Source organism: Altererythrobacter rubellus, assembly GCF_030284385.1.
In the GTDB taxonomy this organism is placed as follows: Bacteria; Pseudomonadota; Alphaproteobacteria; order Sphingomonadales; family Sphingomonadaceae; genus Erythrobacter; species Erythrobacter rubellus.
In genome coordinates this window covers 1,817,098-1,837,313 of record NZ_CP127221.1, presented here as the reverse complement: position 1 = coordinate 1,837,313, position 20,216 = coordinate 1,817,098, and the positions used below count along the sequence as shown (strand labels likewise).

General features: G+C 58.2%; 26 protein-coding genes and 1 tRNA gene. 14 read left to right on the top strand and 13 right to left on the bottom strand.

Annotated elements, in window-relative coordinates; all coding sequences use genetic code 11:
• Positions 1-131 precede the first annotated feature (131 nt).
• The 6 genes from QQX03_RS09205 to purB form a co-directional block, all read right to left on the bottom strand.
• On the bottom strand, positions 132-320 hold the full coding sequence (locus QQX03_RS09205; RefSeq protein ID WP_285975447.1) for a hypothetical protein: 189 nt from the start codon (positions 318-320) through the stop codon (positions 132-134).
• Complete coding sequence (gene trpB, locus QQX03_RS09200) at positions 317-1,534, bottom strand: tryptophan synthase subunit beta (RefSeq protein WP_285975446.1); 1,218 nt, start codon at positions 1,532-1,534, stop codon at positions 317-319. Before trpB ends, QQX03_RS09205 begins: the two co-directional genes overlap by 4 nt.
• Before the next feature lie 7 nt (positions 1,535-1,541).
• Positions 1,542-2,174 (bottom strand): phosphoribosylanthranilate isomerase, encoded by a 633-nt coding sequence (locus QQX03_RS09195; RefSeq protein WP_285975445.1) that lies wholly within the window; start codon positions 2,172-2,174, stop codon positions 1,542-1,544.
• A 9-nt stretch (positions 2,175-2,183) separates the two neighbouring features.
• Positions 2,184-2,861 (bottom strand): orotidine-5'-phosphate decarboxylase, encoded by a 678-nt coding sequence (pyrF, locus tag QQX03_RS09190; RefSeq protein ID WP_285975444.1) that lies wholly within the window; start codon positions 2,859-2,861, stop codon positions 2,184-2,186.
• A complete protein-coding gene (locus tag QQX03_RS09185) occupies positions 2,861-3,217 on the bottom strand; it encodes a hypothetical protein (protein ID WP_285975443.1) in 357 nt (118 codons plus the stop codon). Before QQX03_RS09185 ends, pyrF begins: the two co-directional genes overlap by 1 nt.
• Before the next feature lie 77 nt (positions 3,218-3,294).
• Positions 3,295-4,608, bottom strand: a complete 1,314-nt coding sequence (gene purB, locus QQX03_RS09180) for an adenylosuccinate lyase (RefSeq protein WP_285975442.1) — start codon at positions 4,606-4,608, stop codon at positions 3,295-3,297.
• Positions 4,609-5,036: 428 nt separating this feature from the next.
• Between purB and QQX03_RS09175 the strand changes: the two genes are divergently transcribed.
• The 6 genes from QQX03_RS09175 (at position 5,037) to QQX03_RS09150 (ending at position 8,020) form a co-directional block, all read left to right on the top strand.
• On the top strand, positions 5,037-5,309 hold the full coding sequence (locus QQX03_RS09175; protein ID WP_349665839.1) for a YdbL family probable chaperone protein: 273 nt from the start codon (positions 5,037-5,039) through the stop codon (positions 5,307-5,309).
• A 178-nt stretch (positions 5,310-5,487) separates the two neighbouring features.
• Positions 5,488-5,823, top strand: a complete 336-nt coding sequence (locus QQX03_RS09170) for an AtpZ/AtpI family protein (protein ID WP_285975441.1) — start codon at positions 5,488-5,490, stop codon at positions 5,821-5,823.
• A gap of 69 nt (positions 5,824-5,892) precedes the next feature.
• Complete coding sequence (locus tag QQX03_RS09165; RefSeq protein WP_285976995.1) at positions 5,893-6,654, top strand: F0F1 ATP synthase subunit A; 762 nt, start codon at positions 5,893-5,895, stop codon at positions 6,652-6,654.
• A gap of 49 nt (positions 6,655-6,703) precedes the next feature.
• A complete protein-coding gene (locus QQX03_RS09160; RefSeq protein ID WP_285975440.1) occupies positions 6,704-6,931 on the top strand; it encodes a F0F1 ATP synthase subunit C in 228 nt (75 codons plus the stop codon).
• Between the two features lie 77 nt (positions 6,932-7,008).
• Positions 7,009-7,503 carry a F0F1 ATP synthase subunit B family protein gene (locus QQX03_RS09155; protein WP_285975439.1) on the top strand — a complete coding sequence of 165 codons (495 nt, stop codon included), beginning with the start codon at positions 7,009-7,011 and terminating at the stop codon, positions 7,501-7,503.
• On the top strand, positions 7,496-8,020 hold the full coding sequence (locus QQX03_RS09150) for a F0F1 ATP synthase subunit B family protein (RefSeq protein WP_285975438.1): 525 nt from the start codon (positions 7,496-7,498) through the stop codon (positions 8,018-8,020). Before QQX03_RS09155 ends, QQX03_RS09150 begins: the two co-directional genes overlap by 8 nt.
• A gap of 69 nt (positions 8,021-8,089) precedes the next feature.
• Here the strand turns inward: QQX03_RS09150 and QQX03_RS09145 are convergent, their stop codons facing one another.
• The 6 genes from QQX03_RS09145 to aroA all read right to left on the bottom strand — a co-directional run bounded on the left by QQX03_RS09145 (position 8,090) and on the right by aroA (position 14,041).
• Positions 8,090-9,070: an NADPH:quinone oxidoreductase family protein gene (locus QQX03_RS09145; protein ID WP_285975437.1), complete on the bottom strand. Its 981-nt coding sequence runs from the start codon at positions 9,068-9,070 to the stop codon at positions 8,090-8,092.
• 5 nt (positions 9,071-9,075) lie between these two features.
• Positions 9,076-9,834 (bottom strand): hydroxyacylglutathione hydrolase, encoded by a 759-nt coding sequence (gloB, locus tag QQX03_RS09140; RefSeq protein WP_285975436.1) that lies wholly within the window; start codon positions 9,832-9,834, stop codon positions 9,076-9,078.
• A 99-nt stretch (positions 9,835-9,933) separates the two neighbouring features.
• Positions 9,934-11,637: a 30S ribosomal protein S1 gene (gene rpsA / locus QQX03_RS09135; RefSeq protein ID WP_285975435.1), complete on the bottom strand. Its 1,704-nt coding sequence runs from the start codon at positions 11,635-11,637 to the stop codon at positions 9,934-9,936.
• Positions 11,638-11,853: 216 nt separating this feature from the next.
• Positions 11,854-12,474, bottom strand: a complete 621-nt coding sequence (locus tag QQX03_RS09130) for a (d)CMP kinase (protein WP_285975434.1) — start codon at positions 12,472-12,474, stop codon at positions 11,854-11,856.
• The gene (locus QQX03_RS09125) at positions 12,471-12,731 is read right to left on the bottom strand and encodes a CBU_0592 family membrane protein (protein ID WP_285975433.1); all 261 of its coding nucleotides are present in this window, start codon (positions 12,729-12,731) and stop codon (positions 12,471-12,473) included. The genes QQX03_RS09130 and QQX03_RS09125 overlap by 4 nt, the downstream gene beginning before the upstream one ends.
• Positions 12,728-14,041, bottom strand: a complete 1,314-nt coding sequence (gene aroA / locus QQX03_RS09120; RefSeq protein WP_285975432.1) for a 3-phosphoshikimate 1-carboxyvinyltransferase — start codon at positions 14,039-14,041, stop codon at positions 12,728-12,730. The genes QQX03_RS09125 and aroA overlap by 4 nt, the downstream gene beginning before the upstream one ends.
• A 182-nt stretch (positions 14,042-14,223) precedes the next feature.
• Between aroA and QQX03_RS09115 the strand changes: the two genes are divergently transcribed.
• The 6 genes from QQX03_RS09115 to QQX03_RS09090 all read left to right on the top strand — a co-directional run bounded on the left by QQX03_RS09115 (position 14,224) and on the right by QQX03_RS09090 (position 18,362).
• Complete coding sequence (locus QQX03_RS09115) at positions 14,224-14,562, top strand: TIGR02300 family protein (RefSeq protein ID WP_285975431.1); 339 nt, start codon at positions 14,224-14,226, stop codon at positions 14,560-14,562.
• 78 nt (positions 14,563-14,640) lie between these two features.
• A tRNA-Ala gene (locus QQX03_RS09110) sits at positions 14,641-14,716 on the top strand.
• A gap of 117 nt (positions 14,717-14,833) precedes the next feature.
• Positions 14,834-16,306, top strand: coding sequence for a signal recognition particle protein (ffh, locus tag QQX03_RS09105; protein ID WP_285975430.1), 1,473 nt, complete (start codon positions 14,834-14,836; stop codon positions 16,304-16,306).
• Between the two features lie 43 nt (positions 16,307-16,349).
• Entirely contained in the window at positions 16,350-16,865 is a 516-nt protein-coding gene (gene rpsP / locus QQX03_RS09100; protein ID WP_285975429.1) for a 30S ribosomal protein S16, read from the top strand.
• Positions 16,866-16,873: 8 nt separating this feature from the next.
• The gene (gene rimM / locus QQX03_RS09095) at positions 16,874-17,404 is read left to right on the top strand and encodes a ribosome maturation factor RimM (protein WP_285975428.1); all 531 of its coding nucleotides are present in this window, start codon (positions 16,874-16,876) and stop codon (positions 17,402-17,404) included.
• Between the two features lie 4 nt (positions 17,405-17,408).
• Positions 17,409-18,362, top strand: a complete 954-nt coding sequence (locus tag QQX03_RS09090; RefSeq protein WP_285975427.1) for a carbon-nitrogen hydrolase family protein — start codon at positions 17,409-17,411, stop codon at positions 18,360-18,362.
• 9 nt (positions 18,363-18,371) lie between these two features.
• Here the strand turns inward: QQX03_RS09090 and QQX03_RS09085 are convergent, their stop codons facing one another.
• Entirely contained in the window at positions 18,372-18,836 is a 465-nt protein-coding gene (locus QQX03_RS09085) for a hypothetical protein (protein ID WP_285975426.1), read from the bottom strand.
• 109 nt (positions 18,837-18,945) lie between these two features.
• Here QQX03_RS09085 and trmD point away from each other — a divergent pair, with 109 nt between their 5' ends.
• Both trmD and rplS read left to right on the top strand, forming a co-directional pair.
• Positions 18,946-19,719: a tRNA (guanosine(37)-N1)-methyltransferase TrmD gene (gene trmD, locus QQX03_RS09080; protein WP_285975425.1), complete on the top strand. Its 774-nt coding sequence runs from the start codon at positions 18,946-18,948 to the stop codon at positions 19,717-19,719.
• Positions 19,720-19,724: 5 nt separating this feature from the next.
• Positions 19,725-20,093 (top strand): 50S ribosomal protein L19, encoded by a 369-nt coding sequence (gene rplS, locus QQX03_RS09075; RefSeq protein WP_285975424.1) that lies wholly within the window; start codon positions 19,725-19,727, stop codon positions 20,091-20,093.
• The last annotated feature ends 123 nt before the right edge of the window (positions 20,094-20,216 follow it).

Below are 20,216 nucleotides of genomic sequence, written 5' to 3'. Positions count from 1 at the left end.
GGCATTGCTGCGGGTGTGTAGGACAGGCCAACAATCGTCATTCACGCGAAAGCGAGAATCCAGAATTGCAGGGCGCAGTTCGAGCCGCTCTGGATTCCGGGTCAAGCCCGGAATGACGAGCAGAGTGTCATTCATTTCGTGTGCCTGAGGTAGATCATTTGGCTGGCTTCGCTGAGGATTCCCATAAAAACCGCTAAGCCAATACGTTCCAACATCGGCACAGGATCGCGTTCAAATACTATGTCTGCGCCAAGCATTGCCAAGAAAAAGAGCACTGCAATTACGGCGACGTTTCGGACGAAAAGAGCCTTCGCACTCACATCTCCACTCCCAGCTTTTCAGCCACTGTGAAAATGTCCTTGTCGCCGCGGCCGCACAGATTCATCAGGATGATCTGATTATCGCGCATCTGCTTCGCGCGGTCGGCAACGGCGGCGATGGCGTGTGATGGTTCAAGCGCCGGAATGATCCCCTCGGTGCGGCAAAGCAGCTGGAAGCCGTCCAATGCTTCGTCATCGGTAACAGCGGTATATTCGACGCGGCCTGACTCTTTCAGCCACGCATGCTCCGGACCGATACCGGGATAATCCAGCCCGGCGCTGATCGAATGGCCTTCGGTGATCTGACCGTCCTCATCCTGCAACAGGTAAGTCTTGTTGCCGTGGAGCACACCGGGCGCGCCGCCCAAAAGGCTTGCCGCATGTTCATCGCCATCCAGCCCATGCCCCGCCGCCTCGACGCCCAGCATCTTCACTTCCGGATCATCGAGGAAGGGGTGGAACAGCCCGAGCGCATTCGAACCGCCGCCTATGCAGGCAACCAGCAGATCCGGCAGGCGGCCTACGCGATCGAGCATCTGCTCGCGCGCTTCCTTACCGATCACGCTCTGGAAGTTGCGCACCATCTCCGGATAGGGATGCGGCCCTGCTGCCGTACCGATGATGTAGAAGGTGTCATGGACGTTCGCGACCCAGTCACGCAGCCCTTCGTTCATCGCATCTTTCAGCGTCGCACCGCCGCTGGTGACGGGGACAACTTCCGCGCCGAGCAGCTTCATACGGAAGACGTTGGGCGATTGCCGCTTCACGTCCTCTGCGCCCATGTAGATCACGCAAGGCAGACCAAAGCGTGCGCAGACGGTCGCGGTGGCGACGCCATGCTGGCCTGCACCGGTTTCCGCGATGATCCGCGTTTTGCCCATGCGGATCGCGAGCAGGATCTGCCCGATGCAATTGTTGATCTTGTGCGCGCCGGTGTGGTTGAGTTCGTCGCGCTTGAACCAGACCTGTGCGCCGCCCAGCGCCTCTGTCAGCCGCTCCGCAAAGTAGAGTGGTGAAGGGCGCCCGACATAATGCTTCATCAGGTCGTTGAACTCGCGCGCGAATTCGGGGTCGGCCTGCGCCTTGCGATATTCCTTTTCGAGAGCGAGGATCAGCGGCATCAGCGTTTCGGCGACATAACGCCCGCCAAACTGGCCGAAATGCCCGCGCTCGTCGGGCTGGTTGCGAAATGAATTGGGGGTATTTTCTGTCATGGATTTCTCAAGCTTCCAGAGCCGCTTTGCAGAACGCGCGGATCAAGTCCACATCCTTCACGCCCGGCGCGCTTTCCAAGCCGCTGGATGAGTCGACCAGCGGCGCGCCGATTGCCCGGATTGCCTCAGCGACATTGTCGGGCGTCAGACCGCCCGCAATGCCCCAATCGACCAGGTGCTTGTGCCCCGCCAGAAGGTTCCAGTCGAAGGCGGTGCCATTGCCCCCAGGCAGCGCTTTTGCAGGAGCGTCAAACAGCAGACGGTCGACCTTGCCGACATATGCCGCGCTGCGTTCCAGTGTGCCGGCATCTTTAAGGCCCAACGCTTTCCACACTTTGAGTTGTGTCTTTTCGCGGACCATTTCGGTCCACTCAGGGGTCTCGCGACCATGGAACTGGACCACATCGGGTTTGACGGCGGCAAGCGCTTTGGCGGTCGCATCGGGTTGCTGATTGACCAGCAAGAGCACCACTTTAACGTTGGCCGGCACACGCGCACGCAGCTTGGCCGCATCTTCCAGCGAGACATGCCGTGCGCTCGGCTCGAAATGCACGAGGCCGACATGTGTCGCGCCCGCATCTACAGCGGCGTCGATAGTCTCGGGCGTTGAAAGCCCGCAGATTTTGATCTGAACTGACATTCTTGGCCTCTAAAGCGTCGCTTCGATTGCGCGAGCGGCCTCCAGCGGGTCATCCGCTTTGCTGATCGGGCGGCCAATCACCAGCACGCTGGCGCCATCATCTCGAGCCTTGCGCGGAGTGACCACGCGTTTCTGATCGCCCGTGGCCTTTCCGCCGGGGCGAAGGCCGGGCACGACGAAGAAGCCGTCTCTCCATTGCTTGCGTACCGCGCCCACTTCTTGCCCTGAGCAGACAATTCCATCGAGCCCGGCATCATGCGCGAGTTCGGCCAGCCGCATAACCTGATCATGCGGCGAACCCTTAATGCCAGTGCGGGTCATGTCGCGCTCATCAAGGCTGGTGAGCATAGTCACCGCAACCACCTTGCACCCGTCAGCCGCTGCGGCCTTGGCATCTTCCATCATCGCGCGCCCGCCACTGGCGTGAATCGTGACAATCACTGGTTCCAGAACATGGATCGCCTGCATCGCTCCGGCAACGGTGTTCGGGATATCGTGCAGTTTCAGGTCAAGGAAGATCGGCAGGCCGGTGGCGTGCGCGATTTCGTGTACCCCGTGATGGCCATGCGCGCAGAAGAATTCCAGGCCCAGCTTTACTCCGCCAATATGGGATTTCACCTTGTTAAGCAGCGCCTTCGCCGGCTCAATCTGAGGCAAATCCAGGGCAAGGTAGACGGGGTTGCTCATTAGTTGCTGTCTTGTTTCAGTGTGTCGTCAGTAGGGGCAGGATTTGTGGCTGGCGGCGCAGGCGCAGTTGACGCCGGAGAGGGCGGCGGCGCGCTATGGCGGCTGCTGAGAGCGTTTGAACGCACCGCGTTTTCCAGGCTCGCGATCCGGCGGTTCAGGCTCCATTTCGCGCCACGATGGTACAGCCACATCGGTACAAGTCCGAGCAGGAATGATACGATGACCAGAACCGGCACCTTCGTTTCGACCACGAAGTCTCCCCAAAGGTTCACGTCAACAGCCTTCCAGTTGATGGCCGAAAACAGTGCGATCCCGACAAAGATCAGAACCCAAAGAATCGTGCGGACAATCTGCATTGTTGTATCCCCTCAAACCTTTGTATCCGAAGCCTAAGCGTTTTCGCGAAGGAGTCTAGGCGGCTCGTCTCAAGCGCCTAGGAGCCAAACACACGAGCAAAGACAGTGTCGACGTGCTTAAAGTGGTAATCCAGATTGAATTTTTCCTCGAGTTCCTCGGTCGAAAGCGCTGCGGTGACTTCCTCATCGGCTTTCAAAAGCTCGAGCAGCGACAGTTTGCCGTCCGATTCCCACACCTTCATCGCGTTGCGCTGAACCAGGCGGTACGCATTGTCGCGCGTGATCCCCGCTTGCGTCAGCGCCAAAAGCACGCGCTGCGAATGAACCAGACCGCCCATCATATCGAGGTTCTTCTGCATACGTTCCGGATAGACCAGCAGCTTGTCCACCACGCCTGTCAGGCGAGCCAAAGCAAAATCGAGCGTGATCGTCGCATCCGGGCCAATAAAGCGCTCAACCGAACTGTGCGAGATATCGCGCTCGTGCCAAAGCGCGACATTCTCCAGCGCAGGCACGGCATAGCCGCGGATCATGCGGGCCTGTCCGGTCAGGTTTTCTGTAAGGATAGGATTACGCTTGTGCGGCATCGCGCTTGAGCCCTTTTGTCCCGGCGCGAAGTATTCCTCGGCTTCCAGAACTTCGGTGCGTTGCAGATGTCGCACTTCGACCGCAAGGCGCTCGATCGAACTGGCGACGACAGCGAGTGTAGAGAAATACATCGCATGGCGATCACGCGGGATTATCTGCGTCGAGACTGGCTCCGGTGTCAGGCCCAGCTGCTCGGCGACATATTCTTCAACCGAAGGATCTATATTGGCAAAGGTGCCTACCGCTCCGCTGATCGCGCAAGTCGCGATTTCGGCGCGTGCATTGACGAGACGCGTCTTGCATCGATCAAATTCGGCATAGGCTTGCGCGAGCTTCAGTCCGAAAGTGACCGGCTCTGCATGGATGCCGTGACTGCGCCCGATGGTTGGAGTGAACTTGTGCTCCTCTGCGCGGCGTTTGATCGCCGCAAGTAGTGCATCCATATCTTCCAGCAAAATGTCGGTTGCCCGCACCAGCTGCACCGCGAGCGTGGTGTCGAGTACGTCGCTGCTGGTCATGCCTTGGTGCATGAAGCGTGCCTCGGGGCCAACTTGTTCTGCCACCCAGTCAAGGAACGCGATCACATCGTGCTTGAGAACGGCTTCCTTGGCATCAATTGCGGCCACATCGATCTTGGGTCCGGTTGCCCACCAGTCCCACAGCGCTTTCGCCCCGCTTTCCGGTACAACGCCCAGATCGGCGAGCTTCTGCGTCGCATGCGCTTCGATCAGGAACCAGATTTCATATTTGCTCTCCGGCTCCCAAATCGCCGTCATGGCAGGGCGGGCATAGCGAGGAACCATCTTCGAACTCCGATCGAGGTATTAAACGTGTGAGGCGCGGCTATGCGGTGCAGCCAAGAATGGCAAGGGGGTAGGGGTACGTAACTTGCGCTTTCCCCTGCTACCATGCTGCTGCAATGTAACGGTCCTGCATCTGGCGCGAACCAGAGGGGCAGGAGGAAACAGCAGATGGCCGGGCAGGCAAAGACCGCGGAAACAGGCGTGCAAGCGGGCAAGGAAAAGTACGCTTTGGCGTAAACTCGCCCGCGTATACGTCGGCACTACGGTCGTGGCCGCATTCATGATCAGCGGTGTGCATCCAAGTGTCACCCTGTACCTGGTGCTTTTGCTGGGCCTGTATGATGTCCGCCGTCGCTTTGGGTGTGCTTACAGTGCCTGCTATGGCGGAGCGAGACCCGGCCTATGCCGCCGCGCGTTAGTCCGGCCAAGTGGGCGAGAAAATGGACGGCTATCTAGCAATAGTAGGTTCCGCGACCCCCGAACTTCAACGGTTGGTGAGCGACATCAATATCAAGCGTCGAGCAGTCTATGCACAGCAAGCCCGCGAGAATGGCGTAACGTTTGAAGAATACGCGCTGTCGACTGGTTGCCAGCTGATTCTCAAGACAGTGCCGGGGGAGATGTATCAGGCACCTGATGGTTCGTGGCAAACGCGCACATCGGCCTCGCCGCTGCGCGATTCGCGCTTTCCTCCGGGCTAAATGCTGGCTGAAATCGGGCGAAATACGTTGATTTTTCGCTGCACTGCAAAATAGCGCTGACTTTCAGCGTAAAGCGGCCCGCTTGCGGTTGACTTGCCTATAGGCCTCGCCTAGTGGGCAGGCGCCCTCGGCGGGCACCTTTTTGCGCGTGCTGCGCATTCCATATCTGGAGGCTGGCATGAGTGAAGAAAAACCCGCACGAGAACCCATCGCTGAGGATGCGCGAATTGACGCGCTCGAAGCGCGGCTGAAGGCCGCACGCGAGCGTGAAGAGGAACGCAACCAGCCAAAGGTGCAGGGTGCTGATGCGAATTATCGCATGGGCAACCGGGTGCTGGCGGATCTGCTTGGTGGGATCTTTGGCGGCTTTGTTATCGGCTGGGTGATTGATCACTTCGCTGGAACATCGCCCTGGGGCCTGTTGGTGATGCTGTTCCTCGGGATCATTGTTGCCTTCAGAAACGTTATTCGTTCAGCAAACGCGCACTCTGCCGATCCTGACAAGGATCAGTAACAGTGCCAAATAGTTTTAGGCGTTAGGGACCAGACGATCGTGGCAGCCGAAGAAGGCAAGGTCGACCCAATGAAGCAATTCGCCATTGAGCCGTTGTTCGGCACAGGCGATTTCACGGTGGCCGGTTACAATCTCGCTTTTACCAATTCCGCACTGTGGATGCTGATTGCCACTGTGCTGCTTTGGGTATTCGTCGCAGGCGGCATGAAGCGTCAGCTCGTGCCTGGCCGCTGGCAGATGGCCGTCGAGAGCTTCACCGGCTTTATTGATGACTTGCTGGAAGCCAATGTGGGCAGGGAAGGGCGCAAATATGTGCCTTACATCTTCAGCCTTTTCATGTTCATCCTATTCGCCAACCTGTTGGGCCTTTTGCCAGTGGGTGTGGTGCCTGGTGTCCACGCCTTCACCTTTACCAGCCACTTCACGGTAACCGGCGTTCTGGCGATCCTCAGCTTTGCGATCGTTTTGATCGTTGGTTTCTGGAAGCACGGCCTGCACTTTTTCAGCCTGTTCGTGCCGCACGGCACGCCGCTGTGGCTGATCTGGCTTATCCCGGTGATCGAGTTGATCTCTTTCCTCGTTCGTCCGTTCAGCCTGGCGTTGCGTCTGTTCGTTGCCATGATGGCCGGCCACGTACTGTTGAAAGTGCTCGCCAGCTTCGTGATTGGCAGTGTCAATGCGGGCGCGGTTTACGGTGGCTTTATCGGTATCCCAAGCTTGATCCTGATGGTTGCCATCAGCGCGCTGGAAATCCTGGTCGCGGGAATTCAGGCCTATGTTTTCGCTCTTCTGACGTCGCTGTACATCAACGACGCAGAGAATCTTCACTGAGTTTTTTCTCACTCAATTTTCAAGTTTCCACCTAAAGGAGTTTTTCACAATGGAACCAGCAGCAGCACAGCTTATCGGTGCCGGTCTCGCAGCGATTGGTTGCGGCGCCGCAGCCATCGGTGTGGGCAACGTTTTCGGCTCTTTCCTTGAGTCAGCATTGCGTAACCCGGGCGCAGCAGACAGCCAGCAGGGCCGTCTGTTCATCGGCTTCGCCGCAGCAGAACTTCTCGGTCTGCTGGCCTTCGTCGTTGCGATGATCCTGATCTTCGTTGCTTAAGACGATTTGCATTATCCGGTCGGCTCCATCAGCCGACCGGGCAGTGTCTCTATGGAATTGATTTTCGGACCCTACGCATGCCTCAGATAGCTCAACTTGCCGAAGTCTGGTCCAGCCAGGTCTTCTGGACACTGATCTTCTTCGGTCTCACTTTCTTCGTCATCGGGCGCGGAATGGTGCCGAAGGTGATGGAGACCGTGGCTTTGCGTGACAAGCAGATCGCAGACGATCTGGCTGCCGCTCAAGCTGCGCGTGACATTGCTGACGAGCAGGAAGAGGCATGGCGCAAGCGCGAGAATAAGAACCATGCGAAGGCGCAGGCCGTGATCGCCAAAGCCAAGGCGGATGCCGCGGCTAAGAATGAAAAGAAGATCGCCGCCGCGCAGAAGCGACTGGACAAGAAGCTGGCAGAAGCAGAGCAGCGGATCGGTGAAGCGCGCGGTGCGGCAATGGCCGAAGTAGAGGGCGTGGCTGCTGAGGCAGCGCAGGATATCGTGGCGCGTATTGCTGGAGCATCGGTTGATGGTGCAGCTGCAAAGGCCGCGGTGAAGGAGGCCATGACCAATGGTTGATGCTCTCACAATTCTGATCGCTGCGGGCGATAACGAGCCAGCGGCTCTGGGTCTCGACTCCTACCAATGGGTATCGATCGCGATGCTTGTTCTGGTCGGTATCTTCATCTGGAAGAAGGTCCCTGGCCTGATCACGGGCGGGCTTGATTCCAAGATTCAGGAGATCAAGGATCAGCTGGACGAAGCGAAGAATCTGCGGGCAGAGGCCGAAGCCCTTCGCGACGAATATGCTACCAAGATCAAGGATGCTGAAAAGCACGCGGAAGACATGCTTGCCAATGCAGAGCGTGATGCCGACGCAATCCTCAAGAAAGCCGAAGCTGATGGCAAGCTGATGGTCGAGCGCCGCAAGCGCATGGCCGAAGACAAGATTGCAACAGCAGAGCGTGAGGCTGTTGCTGAAGTCAAATCGGTTGCCGTCAATGCCGCAGCTGCGGCAGCGCGCACTCTGATTGCCGATAGACACGATGCTGAAGCCGACAAGAAGCTCGCTAACGAAATGATCTCTTCGATCTGAGCTTAGGCTTGCATTAGAGCAAATGGGGCGGCCAGCGATGGTCGCCTTTTTTGTCTGCGCGTATATTCTCTATTCGCCCAGCTCAAACACTACTTTGCCGACCAGTTCACGGTTGGCCATAGCTTCGAAGCCTTCGCGCCACTGTGAGAGTGGCAGCATGCGATCGATTGCAGGTTTGATGCGATCTTCGCTGGCAAGTTTTGCTATTTCGCCACTGATCGCGGCACCGCGCTCCGGGAAACGCCGCGAGTACTCTCCCGCGCGTAGACCTACGATAGAAAAGCCCTTTATCAGCGGGATATTGGTCGCGATGTCAGCGATCCGCCCGCTGGTAAATCCAACCACCACCAACTTGCCCGCAAAGCTGACGCAGCGCGTGCATTCATCGAACACATCGCCGCCCACCGGGTCGAACACGACATCGCACAGCTTGCCGCCGGTAATCTCGCTAACCTGTTCGCGGAAGCGGCCTTCGCTAACGATCACCGCATCTGGCGCATAGAGCTGCTCGATCTGCGCGCGCTTTGCATCGACGCCTGTCGCTGCGATTACCTTTGCGCCCATCGCCTTGGCGAGATTAACGGCAGCCAGTCCCACGCCGCCGCTCGCCCCCGTTACTAGTACCCACTGGCCTGCCTTAAGACCGCACAGTTCGATCAAGCCGGTGTAAGCTGTTGAGTAAGCCGCGCCCATGGCCGCGCCTTCGGCAAAGCTTATTCCAACGGGAAGGGGGCTCAGGCCGCGCTCTGGCACGCAGGCAAACTCGGCGAAGGCGCCGGTCTTGTTGCCGCCAATCACTTTGTCGCCAGGTTTGAAGACGCTATTAGTGTCTGCTTCAATGACTTCGCCTGCCAGTTCCAGCCCGCTGGTAAACGGCGGCCGGGGTTTGAACTGGTATTTTCCCTGCGTCATTAGCAGGTCAGGGAAGTTGAGCGAAGCGGCGCGAACGCGAACCAGAACTTCGCCGGGTATGCGTTCAGGCGGCTTGACTTCGTTCAAGGATACGCCTGACAAATCCTCTGTAAGCTCCAAGACGCGTAGCGCCTTCATGCGGATTAGAATTTGTCTTTCGCGGCCCGCAGCGCCGCAAATGTCTCGTACGGAGCATCTCCGCCCCACCTCGCCATCAGTACCGGATCGTCAGCGCGCAGGAAGGGGTTCGTCTCAAGCTCGCGCGCAAGCCGTGTCGGTACGGTCGGTTCGTCCTTCGCGCGCTTGGCATCGATCTCGTCCGAATAGGCTTGCAGTGCCGCATTGTCGGGATCCGCGTGTAGAGCGAATTTCGCGTTGGAAGTGGTGTATTCGTGCGCGCAATACAGCATGGTTTCCGGCGGGAATTGCTTGATCCGCGATAGACTGTCCCAGAATTGCTTGGGCTCGCCTTCGAACATTCTGCCGCAGCCCAGCGCGAACACACTGTCGCCGACGAAGGCGACACCAGCGTCGGGGATGTGAAACGCAATATGGCCGTTAGTGTGGCCCGAAACATCGATCACATCGGCCTTGAAGCCGCCCAGCGAAACGATGTCGCCATGGGCCACGACCTGATCGATCTCGGAAAGTTTCTCGACTTCCTTGGGCGCGATCACCTTTGCGCCGGTGGCCTCGACGATAGCCTTGTTACCGCCTGCATGATCGGGATGCCAATGCGTGTTCCAGGTGTGCGTGATGGTCCAGCCTTTGGCCTCGGCTTGTTTCAAATATTCCTTCGCATCCGGCGTATCGATCGCCGCGGTTTCACCGCTTGCCGGATCGTGAATGAGGAATCCGTAGTTGTCGGACAGGCACGGGAATTGGTGGATTTGTATAGTCATGCCCTGTTACCTAGTGGCCAGAGCGCCAATAGAAAAGGCCCACCTGCTCAAATGAGCAGGCGGGCCTTGTCTGTTTCCGTCTGAAAGCGTTGAAGTGGCTTATTCGCCCTTCTTCAAGGCTTCGCCAAGGATGTCGCCGAGCGAAGCGCCGCTGTCGGAAGATCCGAACTGCTGCACTGCTTCCTTCTCTTCAGCGATCTGACGTGCCTTGATGGAGAAGTTAGGCTTCTTCGAACGGTCAAAGCCGGTGATCATGGCGTCGACCTTCGAGCCGACCTGGAAGCGATCCGGGCGTTGCTCGTCACGGTCACGACCAAGATCGGAACGCTTGATAAAGCCGGTTGCGCCGTCGTCGCCGATCTGAACTTCGAGGCCGCCATCGCGAACTTCGAGGACAGTGACAGTAACGGTCTGGCCTTTGCGCAGTGCACTTGAGTCTGCGCCGTCTGCCGAAGGCGCACCCTTTTCAAGCTGCTTCATGCCGAGGCTGATACGCTCTTTCTCGACGTCGACGTCGAGAACGATTGCTTTGACCTCTTCACCCTTGCGGTGCAGCGCCAATGCGTCCTCGCCCGAGATGCCCCATGCGATGTCTGACATGTGGACCATGCCGTCGACGTCGCCTTCCAAGCCGATGAACAGGCCGAATTCGGTCGCGTTTTTGACTTCGCCGGTGACTTCAGTGCCGACTGGGTGCTTCTGTGCGAAATCTTCCCAAGGGTTACCCTGAGCTTGCTTGAGGCCAAGCGAAATGCGGCGCTTCTCGCTATCGACTTCGAGAACCAGAACTTCGACTTCCTGGCTGGTCGAAACGATCTTGCCAGGGTGCACGTTCTTCTTCGTCCAGCTCATTTCGGAAACGTGGACCAGGCCTTCGATGCCAGCTTCCAGTTCAACAAAGGCACCATATTCGGTGATGTTGGTGACTGTGCCAGACAGTTTCGCGCCAACCGGATATTTCGCGGCCACGCCATCCCATGGATCGCTTTCGAGCTGCTTCATGCCCAGGCTGATGCGCTGCGTGTCTTCGTTGATACGGACAATCTGTACAGTAACGGTCTGGCCGATCTCGATGATCTCGCTCGGGTGATTGACGCGCTTGTAGCTCATGTCGGTGACGTGGAGCAGGCCGTCGATGCCACCCAGGTCAACGAATGCACCGTAATCGGTGATGTTCTTGACCACGCCGTCCATAACCTGACCTTCAGCCAGATCATTGATCAGCTCGCTGCGCTGTTCCGCACGGGTTTCTTCGAGAACCGCACGACGTGAAACGACGATGTTGCCACGGCGACGATCCATTTTCAGGACCTGGAACGGTTGCGGCACATCCATCAGCGGAGTGACATCGCGAACCGGGCGGATGTCGACCTGTGAACCGGGCAGGAAGGCTACGGCACCGTCGAGATCGACAGTGAAGCCGCCCTTGACGCGGCCAAAGATACGGCCGTCTACGCGCTTGCCTTCGCCAAATTCGTTTTCAAGCTTGTCCCAGGCAGCTTCGCGGCGCGCGCGGTCGCGGCTGAGCATGGCTTCGCCGTCTGCGTTCTCGACACGGTCGACAAAGACTTCGACTTCGCTGCCGACAGTCAAGCCGTGATCGTCTTCGCCACGGGAAAATTCTTTGAGTGAGACGCGGCCTTCTGATTTCAGGCCCACATCGATCATCGCCATGCCGTTTTCGATGGCGGTCACGGTGCCTTTTACGACGCGGCCTTCAAAGCCACCATCTTCTGCACCTCCGAGTTGTTCGTTAAGAAGCGCTTCGAAATCGTCGCGCGTAGGGTTAGGCGAAGTCGCCATAGGTTGAGTTTCCTCGTTCACTGTTTGCTACCGGCCACGGAGTTTTTCTCCGGGTCTTAAACTGCCTCCCACGCACCATTGCGGGGGCTAGCAGGGCAAGAGGCCGACGTCTCCGCGAGGCCGAATACCAGCGCAGAGGTTCTTTCCATCACAGAGATGCAAGAGAACGACCGCGCGCCTAGGCGAAAGCGGGCAGGAAAGCAAGTGGTTTGCAGCCTAGCGCAGCGCTTGGCGGACAGCTTCTATTGCAGCATCAATCGCCTGCTCCTTGCCGAATGCAGTGGTGTCGATCACCATCGCATCGGGCGCTGCGCGCAATGGTGCATCCTTGCGGTTGATATCGCGCGCATCGCGAGCGGCGATATCGCGTTCGATATCGTCCAGCGGAATGTCGATTTCGCGCCCTTGCATCTCGAGCCAGCGCCGCCGCGCGCGTTCCTGCACGCTGGCCGTGATGAACAGTTTCACTTCGGCTTCTGGCGCGATCACTGTGCCGATATCTCGCCCGTCCAGCACTGCGCCGCCGGGCTGCTGCGCAAAGGCACGCTGACGCTCAAGTAGTGCTTGGCGAACTTCGGGGTGCACGGACACACGGCTCGCGTATCCGCCTGTTTCTTCACTGCGTAGGGCTGAGGATCGCAGCAAATCGCTGCGAAATTCGCAAGCCGCGAGCGCATCTTCGGGGCTATCCGGATCGCCGCCGTCAGCCACCGTCTGATAGCCGACCGCGCGATAGAGCAGGCCTGTATCAAGATAGGGTAGCTCGAAATGCTCGGCAATAGCCTTTGCGATAGTGCCTTTGCCAGAAGCAGTGAGTCCGTCGACTGCGATGATCATGACTTCGCTTTCCGCGACTTTACAGCCTTCCACAAGCCCCAGATCGCAATCGCGGCCCAAAAACCTTCGAGCACCAGGCTGGGCCAATTGGTGTGGACGAGTAGAGACATGGTGAGCAGCGCCGCCCCCACCAGATTGGTCCCATGCAGAATGAACGGATTGGGCTCGTCCGTCGCGGTCAGATAGAAATATGCCTCGATGATGCAGGCCATCCCGACAAAGCCGATCAGGCTATAGATGTCCATTGCTTCGCTCATGCCGCAGCCTTCGCGAGCAGGTGCATGAAGTTAGGGAAGCTCGTCTGGATTGGGGAGGTGTCGTCCACTTCGACTCCTTTGCGGCTGGCGTTTCCGGCCACTGCCATCGCCATGGCAATGCGGTGGTCCAAATGCGTGGTCACGGGCACACCAGACGTGCCGGGCAGGGGATCGCCGCCACTGCCGTGGATAACCAAGCCATCCCCGCGCTCTTCAACTCGCGCGCCGGCCAAAGTCAGCGCATCCGCCATTGCAGACAGGCGATCGCTCTCCTTGACACGCAATTCGTCTAGGCCGCTGGTGGTGGTCGTCCCCTTCGCCAAGGCGGCGGCGACAAACAGCACTGGAAACTCATCGATCATGCTGGGCGCAACCTCAGGATCGACATCGATTCCGGTAAGTGCAGAGTGCTTGACCCTAAGATCGGCAACGGGTTCACCGCCAACCTCGCGTCGGTCCAGTTCCTCGATCTGTCCGCCCATCGCGCGCAGCACTTCGATCAGACCCGCTCGTGTCTGATTAAGACCGACATTTTCGATGACAAGATCGCTACCCTCGGTGATCAGTGCAGCAACGATAAAGAAGGCCGCTGATGATGGATCACCCGGAACGACCACATCTTGTGGCTTCAACTCCGCATCGCCGTGGATTCGGATCACACGCTCTCCATCTACCTCTTCGACTTTCAGCTCAGCGCCAAAGCCGCGCAACATCCGCTCGGAATGATCGCGCGTCGGAACGGGTTCGATCACGGTTGTAATACCCGGCGTGTTGAGGCCTGCGAGCAGCACCGCGCTTTTTACCTGAGCGCTCGCCACCGGCAGGCGATAGGTAATCGGTACTGCGGGAAGGGCACCATGCATGGTCAGCGGCAAGGTTCCGCCCTCAGACGCATCAAAATTTGCGCCCATCTGGCTCAGCGGTGTGATCACGCGGCCCATCGGACGCTTCGACAGGCTAGCATCTCCTGTGAACTGCGCGGTTATCCCATGGCTGGCGATCAGCCCCATCAGCAGGCGCGTGCTGGTGCCGCTATTGCCCATGTCGAGCGGCGCGTCAGGTTGCAGCAACCCTCCTACACCCACGCCATGGATGTGCCATGTCTCGCCGGATTTTTCGATCCTTGCACCCATGGCGCGCATAGCGGCGGTGGTCGCCATCACGTCTTCGCCTTCGAGCAAGCCGGTGACGCGGGTTTCGCCAATGGCCAGCGCACCGAACATAATCGATCGATGACTGATTGATTTGTCCCCTGGCACGCGCAAGCGCCCCGTCAGAGGTCCTGAAAAAGTGAATCTATGGCTGGGCAAGAGGGTTTCCGGTCCGTTTTGAGCTGAGATTTTAGCAGCGCGGATTTTGACAGGCGCATGGCCCTATGGCAAGGCGCGCCGCGCTCTTGATTCGGGCTGAATTACTACCCATAAAGAAAGAGAATTTTTCGCGCGGCCTGATTTAGCAAGAACAGCAGGCCCGACCAAAGGAATACGAAGATATGGCTAAGCCAGAATGGGGCACCAAGCGTTCCTGCCCTAAATGCGGGGAACGTTTTTACGATCTGGGCAAGGATGACCCTGCGACCTGCATCGAATGCGGTGAAGAATGGCATCCTGAGCCGGTTCTCAAACCGAAGCAGCCGATTCCGTTCGAAGACGAGAAGAAGAAGGACGTAGAACCGGATAGCGATCTGAGCGGCGACGATGATGATGATCTGAAGGATCTGGAAAACATCGATGACGCAGAAGATTCGCCAGACAATGATGTTGATCTCGGCGGTGACGATGACCTTGGCGTAAGCAAGGGCAAGGGCGACGACGAAGAAGACGATAGCTAAGATTATCGTTGCATAACTCGGAAGGCGTGTTTAACGCGCGCTCCCTGCAGGTCGAAGAGCCTGCAACATGACTGGCGCGGGGCCTTAGCTCAGCTGGGAGAGCGCTACAATGGCATTGTAGAGGTCAGCGGTTCGATCCCGCTAGGCTCCACCAGTCACCTGATAAAGTCGGATTTCATATGAGATTCGCACGCTGGCCGACGAGTTCTCGTCCGCCGGCGTTTTTCGCATTTGCGAAGCTTTCGAGCTTCGAGACTTGGAGTTGAAGACGATGTTTGACAATTTGTCCGACCGCCTTGGCGGCGTCTTTGACAAGCTCAAAGGCCGGGGCGCTCTTAAGGAACAAGACGTACGCGATGCGATGCGCGAAGTCCGCGTTGCTATGCTGGAAGCCGATGTCGCTTTGCCGGTCGCGCGCCGTTTCATCGACGCTGTCACTGAAAAGGCCGTTGGTCAGGACGTTTTGCGTTCGGTCACCCCGGGCCAGCAAGTGGTCAAGATCGTTCATGACGAGCTGGTCGAGATGCTGGGCGGGGAAGAAACGCCGGGCCTCAATCTTGATGCCAAACCGCCGGTTGTGATCATCATGGTCGGTCTGCAAGGTTCGGGTAAAACCACCACTACCGCCAAGCTGGCCAAGCTGATCCGCGAAAAGCACGGCAAGAAAGCGTTGATGGCTTCGCTCGACGTCAATCGTCCGGCGGCGCAGGAACAGCTGGCTGTGCTCGGTGAGCAGACCGATATCGCAACATTGCCAATCGTCGCGGGCCAGCAACCGGTTGATATCGCGCGCCGCGCGATGGAATCGGCCAGATTGCAGAACGTGGATGTTCTGCTGCTCGATACTGCGGGCAGGCTGCATGTTGATGAAGCGCTGATGGCCGAAATGAAGGCTATTTCTGCCGTTTCAGCGCCAACCGAGGTGCTGCTGGTGGTCGACAGCCTGACCGGCCAGGACGCGGTCAATGTCGCGCAAAGCTTTACCGGCGAAGTGCCGCTGACAGGCGTTGTCCTCACCCGTATGGATGGCGATGCACGCGGCGGTGCGGCGCTTTCCATGCGCCACGTCACGGGACAACCCATCAAGTTTGCCGGTACAGGCGAGAAGCTTGACGCGATTGAAGCATTCCATCCCTCGCGCGTTGCGGACCGCATCCTTGGCATGGGCGATGTTGTCAGCCTGGTCGAGAAGGCTGCGGCGACGATCAAGGAAGAAGACGCCGAAGCACTCGCCAAGCGTATGGCAAAGGGTCAGTTTGACCTGAATGACCTGCGTACCCAGCTGCGGCAGATGCAGAATATGGGTGGCCTCGGCATGCTGGCGGGCATGATGCCTGGCATGAAGAAAGCCAAGGCAGCGCTCGCGGCGAGCGACATGGATGACAAGGTGCTGGTGCATATGGACGCGATCATCGGTTCGATGACCGGTAAAGAGCGCGCGCGGCCCGAATTGATGAACGCCAAACGCAAGAAGCGCGTGGCGGCAGGCAGCGGCACCGATGTGCAGACCGTGAACAAGGTTCTGAAGATGCACAAGGAAATGAGCCGCGCGATGAAGCAGATCAAGAAGATGGGTGGCCTCAAAGGCCTCGCATCGATGTTTGGTGGCGGTGGCCTAGGTGCAGCCATGCCCGGCCTCGGTGGCCCGGGTGGCGGCATGCCCGGCTTGGGTGGTCCAAAGGGGCCGTCGGTTGATCCCGACACGCTCCCGCCGGAACTTAGAGACATGTTGAACAAGAAATAGTTTTACTAATTTACAAATATTTAGACTGGAAAGGTAATACACAATGGCAGTTGCAATTCGTTTGTCGCGCGGAGGCGCGAAGAAGCGTCCTTACTACCGCATCGTTGTCGCAGACGGCCGCGCGCCGCGTGACGGCAAATATCTGGAGCAGATCGGCACCTACAACCCGATGCTGCCGAAGGATTCGGGCGAGCGCGTGAAGCTCAACGAAGACCGTGCGCGTCACTGGCTCTCAGTCGGTGCGAAGCCGTCTGACCGCGTGCACCGCTTCCTGGATGCGGCTGGCATCCTTGAGCGTGCACCGCGCAACAACCCGAACAAGGGTGAGCCGGGCGAAGCTGCGAAGGAACGCGCTGAAGAGAAAGCTGCAAAGCTTGCTGAAGCTGAAGAAGCGGCCAAGGAAGCAGCCGAGGCACCTGCAGAAGAAGAAGCAGTGGTTGAAGAAGCTGCCGCTGAAGAGGCGCCTGCTGAAGAAGCCGCAGCCGAAGAAGCTCCGGCCGAAGAAGCTCCGGCTGAAGAAGCGGCTGCTGAAGAAGCACCCGAAGAGAAGGCTGAGTAAGCCCTTTCATGACGGATACGCCCGTCACGCCGAAGGATCTCGATCTTGCAGCCGTAACTGGCGCGCATGGCGTGGCGGGCGAAGTCCGCTTGAAGCTGTTTGGCGAAGGCGTGGATGCGCTAGCCAAGCACAAGAGCTTCAAAACCAAAGGGTCCGATCTCACTCTGACCCTCAAGAAGATCCGCTCAGACAATAAGGGCGGCGCGATTGCGCGTTTTGCCGAGGTATCTGGGCGCGGCGCGGCGGAAAAACTGCGCGGCACCGTACTGTGCGTTCCGCGTGACGCACTGCCTTCGCTGGACGATGGCGAATACTATTTCATGGACTTGATCGGGCTGGCCGTTTTCACCGATACCGGCGACGCCGTGGGGCGCGCCGTGGATGTTCAGAATTTCGGCGCGACCGACATTATCGAGATCGCCAAAGACCCTGTGCCTGCAAAGGGCATGAAGTCCTTTATGGTCCCGATGACCAAGGACGCGGTGATCGAGTGGGACGCAGAAAAGCTTGTGATTGCAGCCAATTTCGTTGACGAATAGCGGCATGACCTCTCTCAACGTCGCGATATGCCAAGCTGCGCCGGTGCCGCTCGATTTTGCTGGCGGGATCGAGAAAGCGACGCGGATCGCGAAAGAGGCGATCGACAATGGCGCGCAGCTGGTCGCGTTCGGTGAGACTTTTCTTGGCGGATATCCGCTGTGGCTGGATGAGGCGCCGGGCGCGGCGCTGTGGGATCATCCGGGCACGAAAGCGCTGCATGCAATCATGCTCGAGCAGGCGATTGTTCCAAATGACGAGCGTTTGCTGCCCTTGCAGGAGCTGTGCGACGCAAGCGGTGCATGCATCTCTATCGGCGCGCATGAGCGGGTGCGCCAAAGCCTCTACAACAATCAGCTGATGTTCCGCCCGGAAGACACACCGCTGGATCACCGCAAGCTGGTGCCGACGCATGGTGAGCGGCTGATCTGGATGCGCGGCGATGGCTCGACGCTTAGCGTGCATCAGGCCGAGTGGGGCAAGGTCGGCAATCTGATCTGCTGGGAACATTGGATGCCGCTGGCAAGGGCTGCGATGCACAATCTGGGTGAGAGCGTGCATGTCGCCGCATGGCCGACAGTGCGAGAGGAATATGCGCTGGCGAGCAGGCATTATGCGATGGAGGGGCGGTGCTTTGTGCTGGCGGCGGGGCTGGTGCAGCATCGCGATGATCTGTTCGACGGGCTGGAACGAGTTGGCGGAAACGACGAAGCGCTCGCGTTATTTAACGCCATCGAAAGCGAACAACTCAATCGTGGAGGCTCGATGATCATCGTCCCCGATGCGCGGGTCTTGGCGCAGGCAGGCGAGGGCGAGGAAACGCTCTTTGCGCAGCTTGATCTCTCAGAGGTCGGCCAAGGCCTCGCGAGCCTCGACACCGATGGCCATTATTCGCGGCCCGATGTGTTCGAACTGCACGTCGATACTCGGGCGAAGGATGGGGTGAATTGGGCGGATTAGAGTATGTTGTTAATTGGCGTAGCGAAGCGCCCACATGCCTCGCCCTTTCCCTTCGGGCAACGCGAAAAGATCCATTCCACCTTTATACGCGTCAGAATCTGAGGAGTTTTCCTCCAGAGTTTTTCGGATCACGGCTTCGGTGCTCGGAGGAAGTGATCTTCCACCCCGGCTTCTAATCGCGCGGACAGATTTGTAAATTTCAGCCAAGTGACCTTTGCCACCGATATGGTCGAGCGCCAAAGCTACGTCGTCGATCCATGTAATCTTTCCTATGCGGGGTATGGTGATTGTCCTCTCGTGCGATTTAACTTGGATGGTCTTGGTTTCGACATGTTCGGGTTCTGCTTCCACTTCGGCTAGAAATTCTCGTTCGGCAAACATCCTAGCCAGTATGTCATTCTCCGATTTGTCTCCCTCGACGGAAGCGCTCCAAATCTTGCCAAAGATTTCATTCGAGATTTCAATAGTGCGCATTGTTCTTTTCCAGACTTAGAGGGTTTATGAGCTATAAAGAGGTATTTAGAGGTTTTTGGAGGGTTTTGTCAGCTTTCGGACCTTCAACTCTTCTGTTAGTCGCCTCGCCATGACCTTCGCTGCCACCATCCTCACGCTTTACCCAGAGATGTTTCCCGGGCCGCTGGGCGTTTCGCTCGCAGGCAAGGCGCTCGAGCGCGGGGACTGGTCTTGCGACACAGTCAATCCGCGCGATTTTACCGAGGACAAGCATCGCACGGTTGATGATACGCCAGCGGGCGGCGGTGCCGGGATGGTGCTGAAGGCCGATGTAATGGCGGCTGCGCTTGATTCTGTTTTGCAAATGCAAAAGCGCTCCTCTGAAGTGGAGGGGGCTTCCTCGCCCAAAGTGCCCATCCTCGCCATGACACCGCGCGGGAAACCCATCACGCAGGCACGCATTCGCGAGATAGCATCAGGCTCCGGCGTCACCATCATTTGCGGCCGTTTCGAGGGGTTTGACGAGCGGCTGTTCGAGGCTCGCCCCGAAATCGAGCAAGTCAGCCTGGCGGACATCGTGCTTTCCGGCGGGGAACCGGCGGCATTGGCGATACTTGATGCTTGCATTCGGCTGCTTCCCGGCGTAATGGGCGCGCCTTCAAGCGGAACCGAAGAATCCTTCGAAGATGGATTGCTCGAATATCCGCAATATACCCGACCTCAAACATGGGAAGGGCGCACGATCCCTGAAGTGCTGCGATCGGGGGATCATGCGAAGGTGGATGCTTGGCGTAAAGCGCAAGCGGAAACCGACACTCGGCTACGCAGGCCGGACTTATGGGAACGCTATAGTGGCGATCCAGTCCGATCTGCCTCTGGTGTGCAGCGAAAAAAGAAGGACTAGGACCAGTGAACCTGATCCAGCAAATCGAAGCGGAAGAAATTGCCAAAGCTGGCAAGGACATGCCCGAATTTCGCGTCGGCGACACCGTTCGCGTGGGCGTGAAGGTTGTCGAAGGACAACGTGAGCGTATTCAGAATTTCGAAGGCGTAGTGATCGCCCGTTCCAACCGCGGAATGGGTTCGAATTTCACTGTCCGCAAGATGAGCTTTGGCGAAGGTGTTGAGCGTGTATTCCCGCTCTATGCACCAATCGTTGACAGCATCACTGTGGTTCGCCGCGGTGTCGTGCGTCGCGCGAAGCTCTATTATCTGCGTGGCCGCACCGGTAAACGTGCGCGTATCGCCGAACGCCGTGAGAATGCGCCGAAGGCGTAAATCTCGCATCAGCGAAATAGAGAAGGGCGGTCCTGCGGGGCCGCCCTTTTTCGTTGGAACTTTGCAATCGTTCAAGTTTTTCGCCATGCATCGCCAAACCGATTTGAGAGAGGTCTGTCCTTG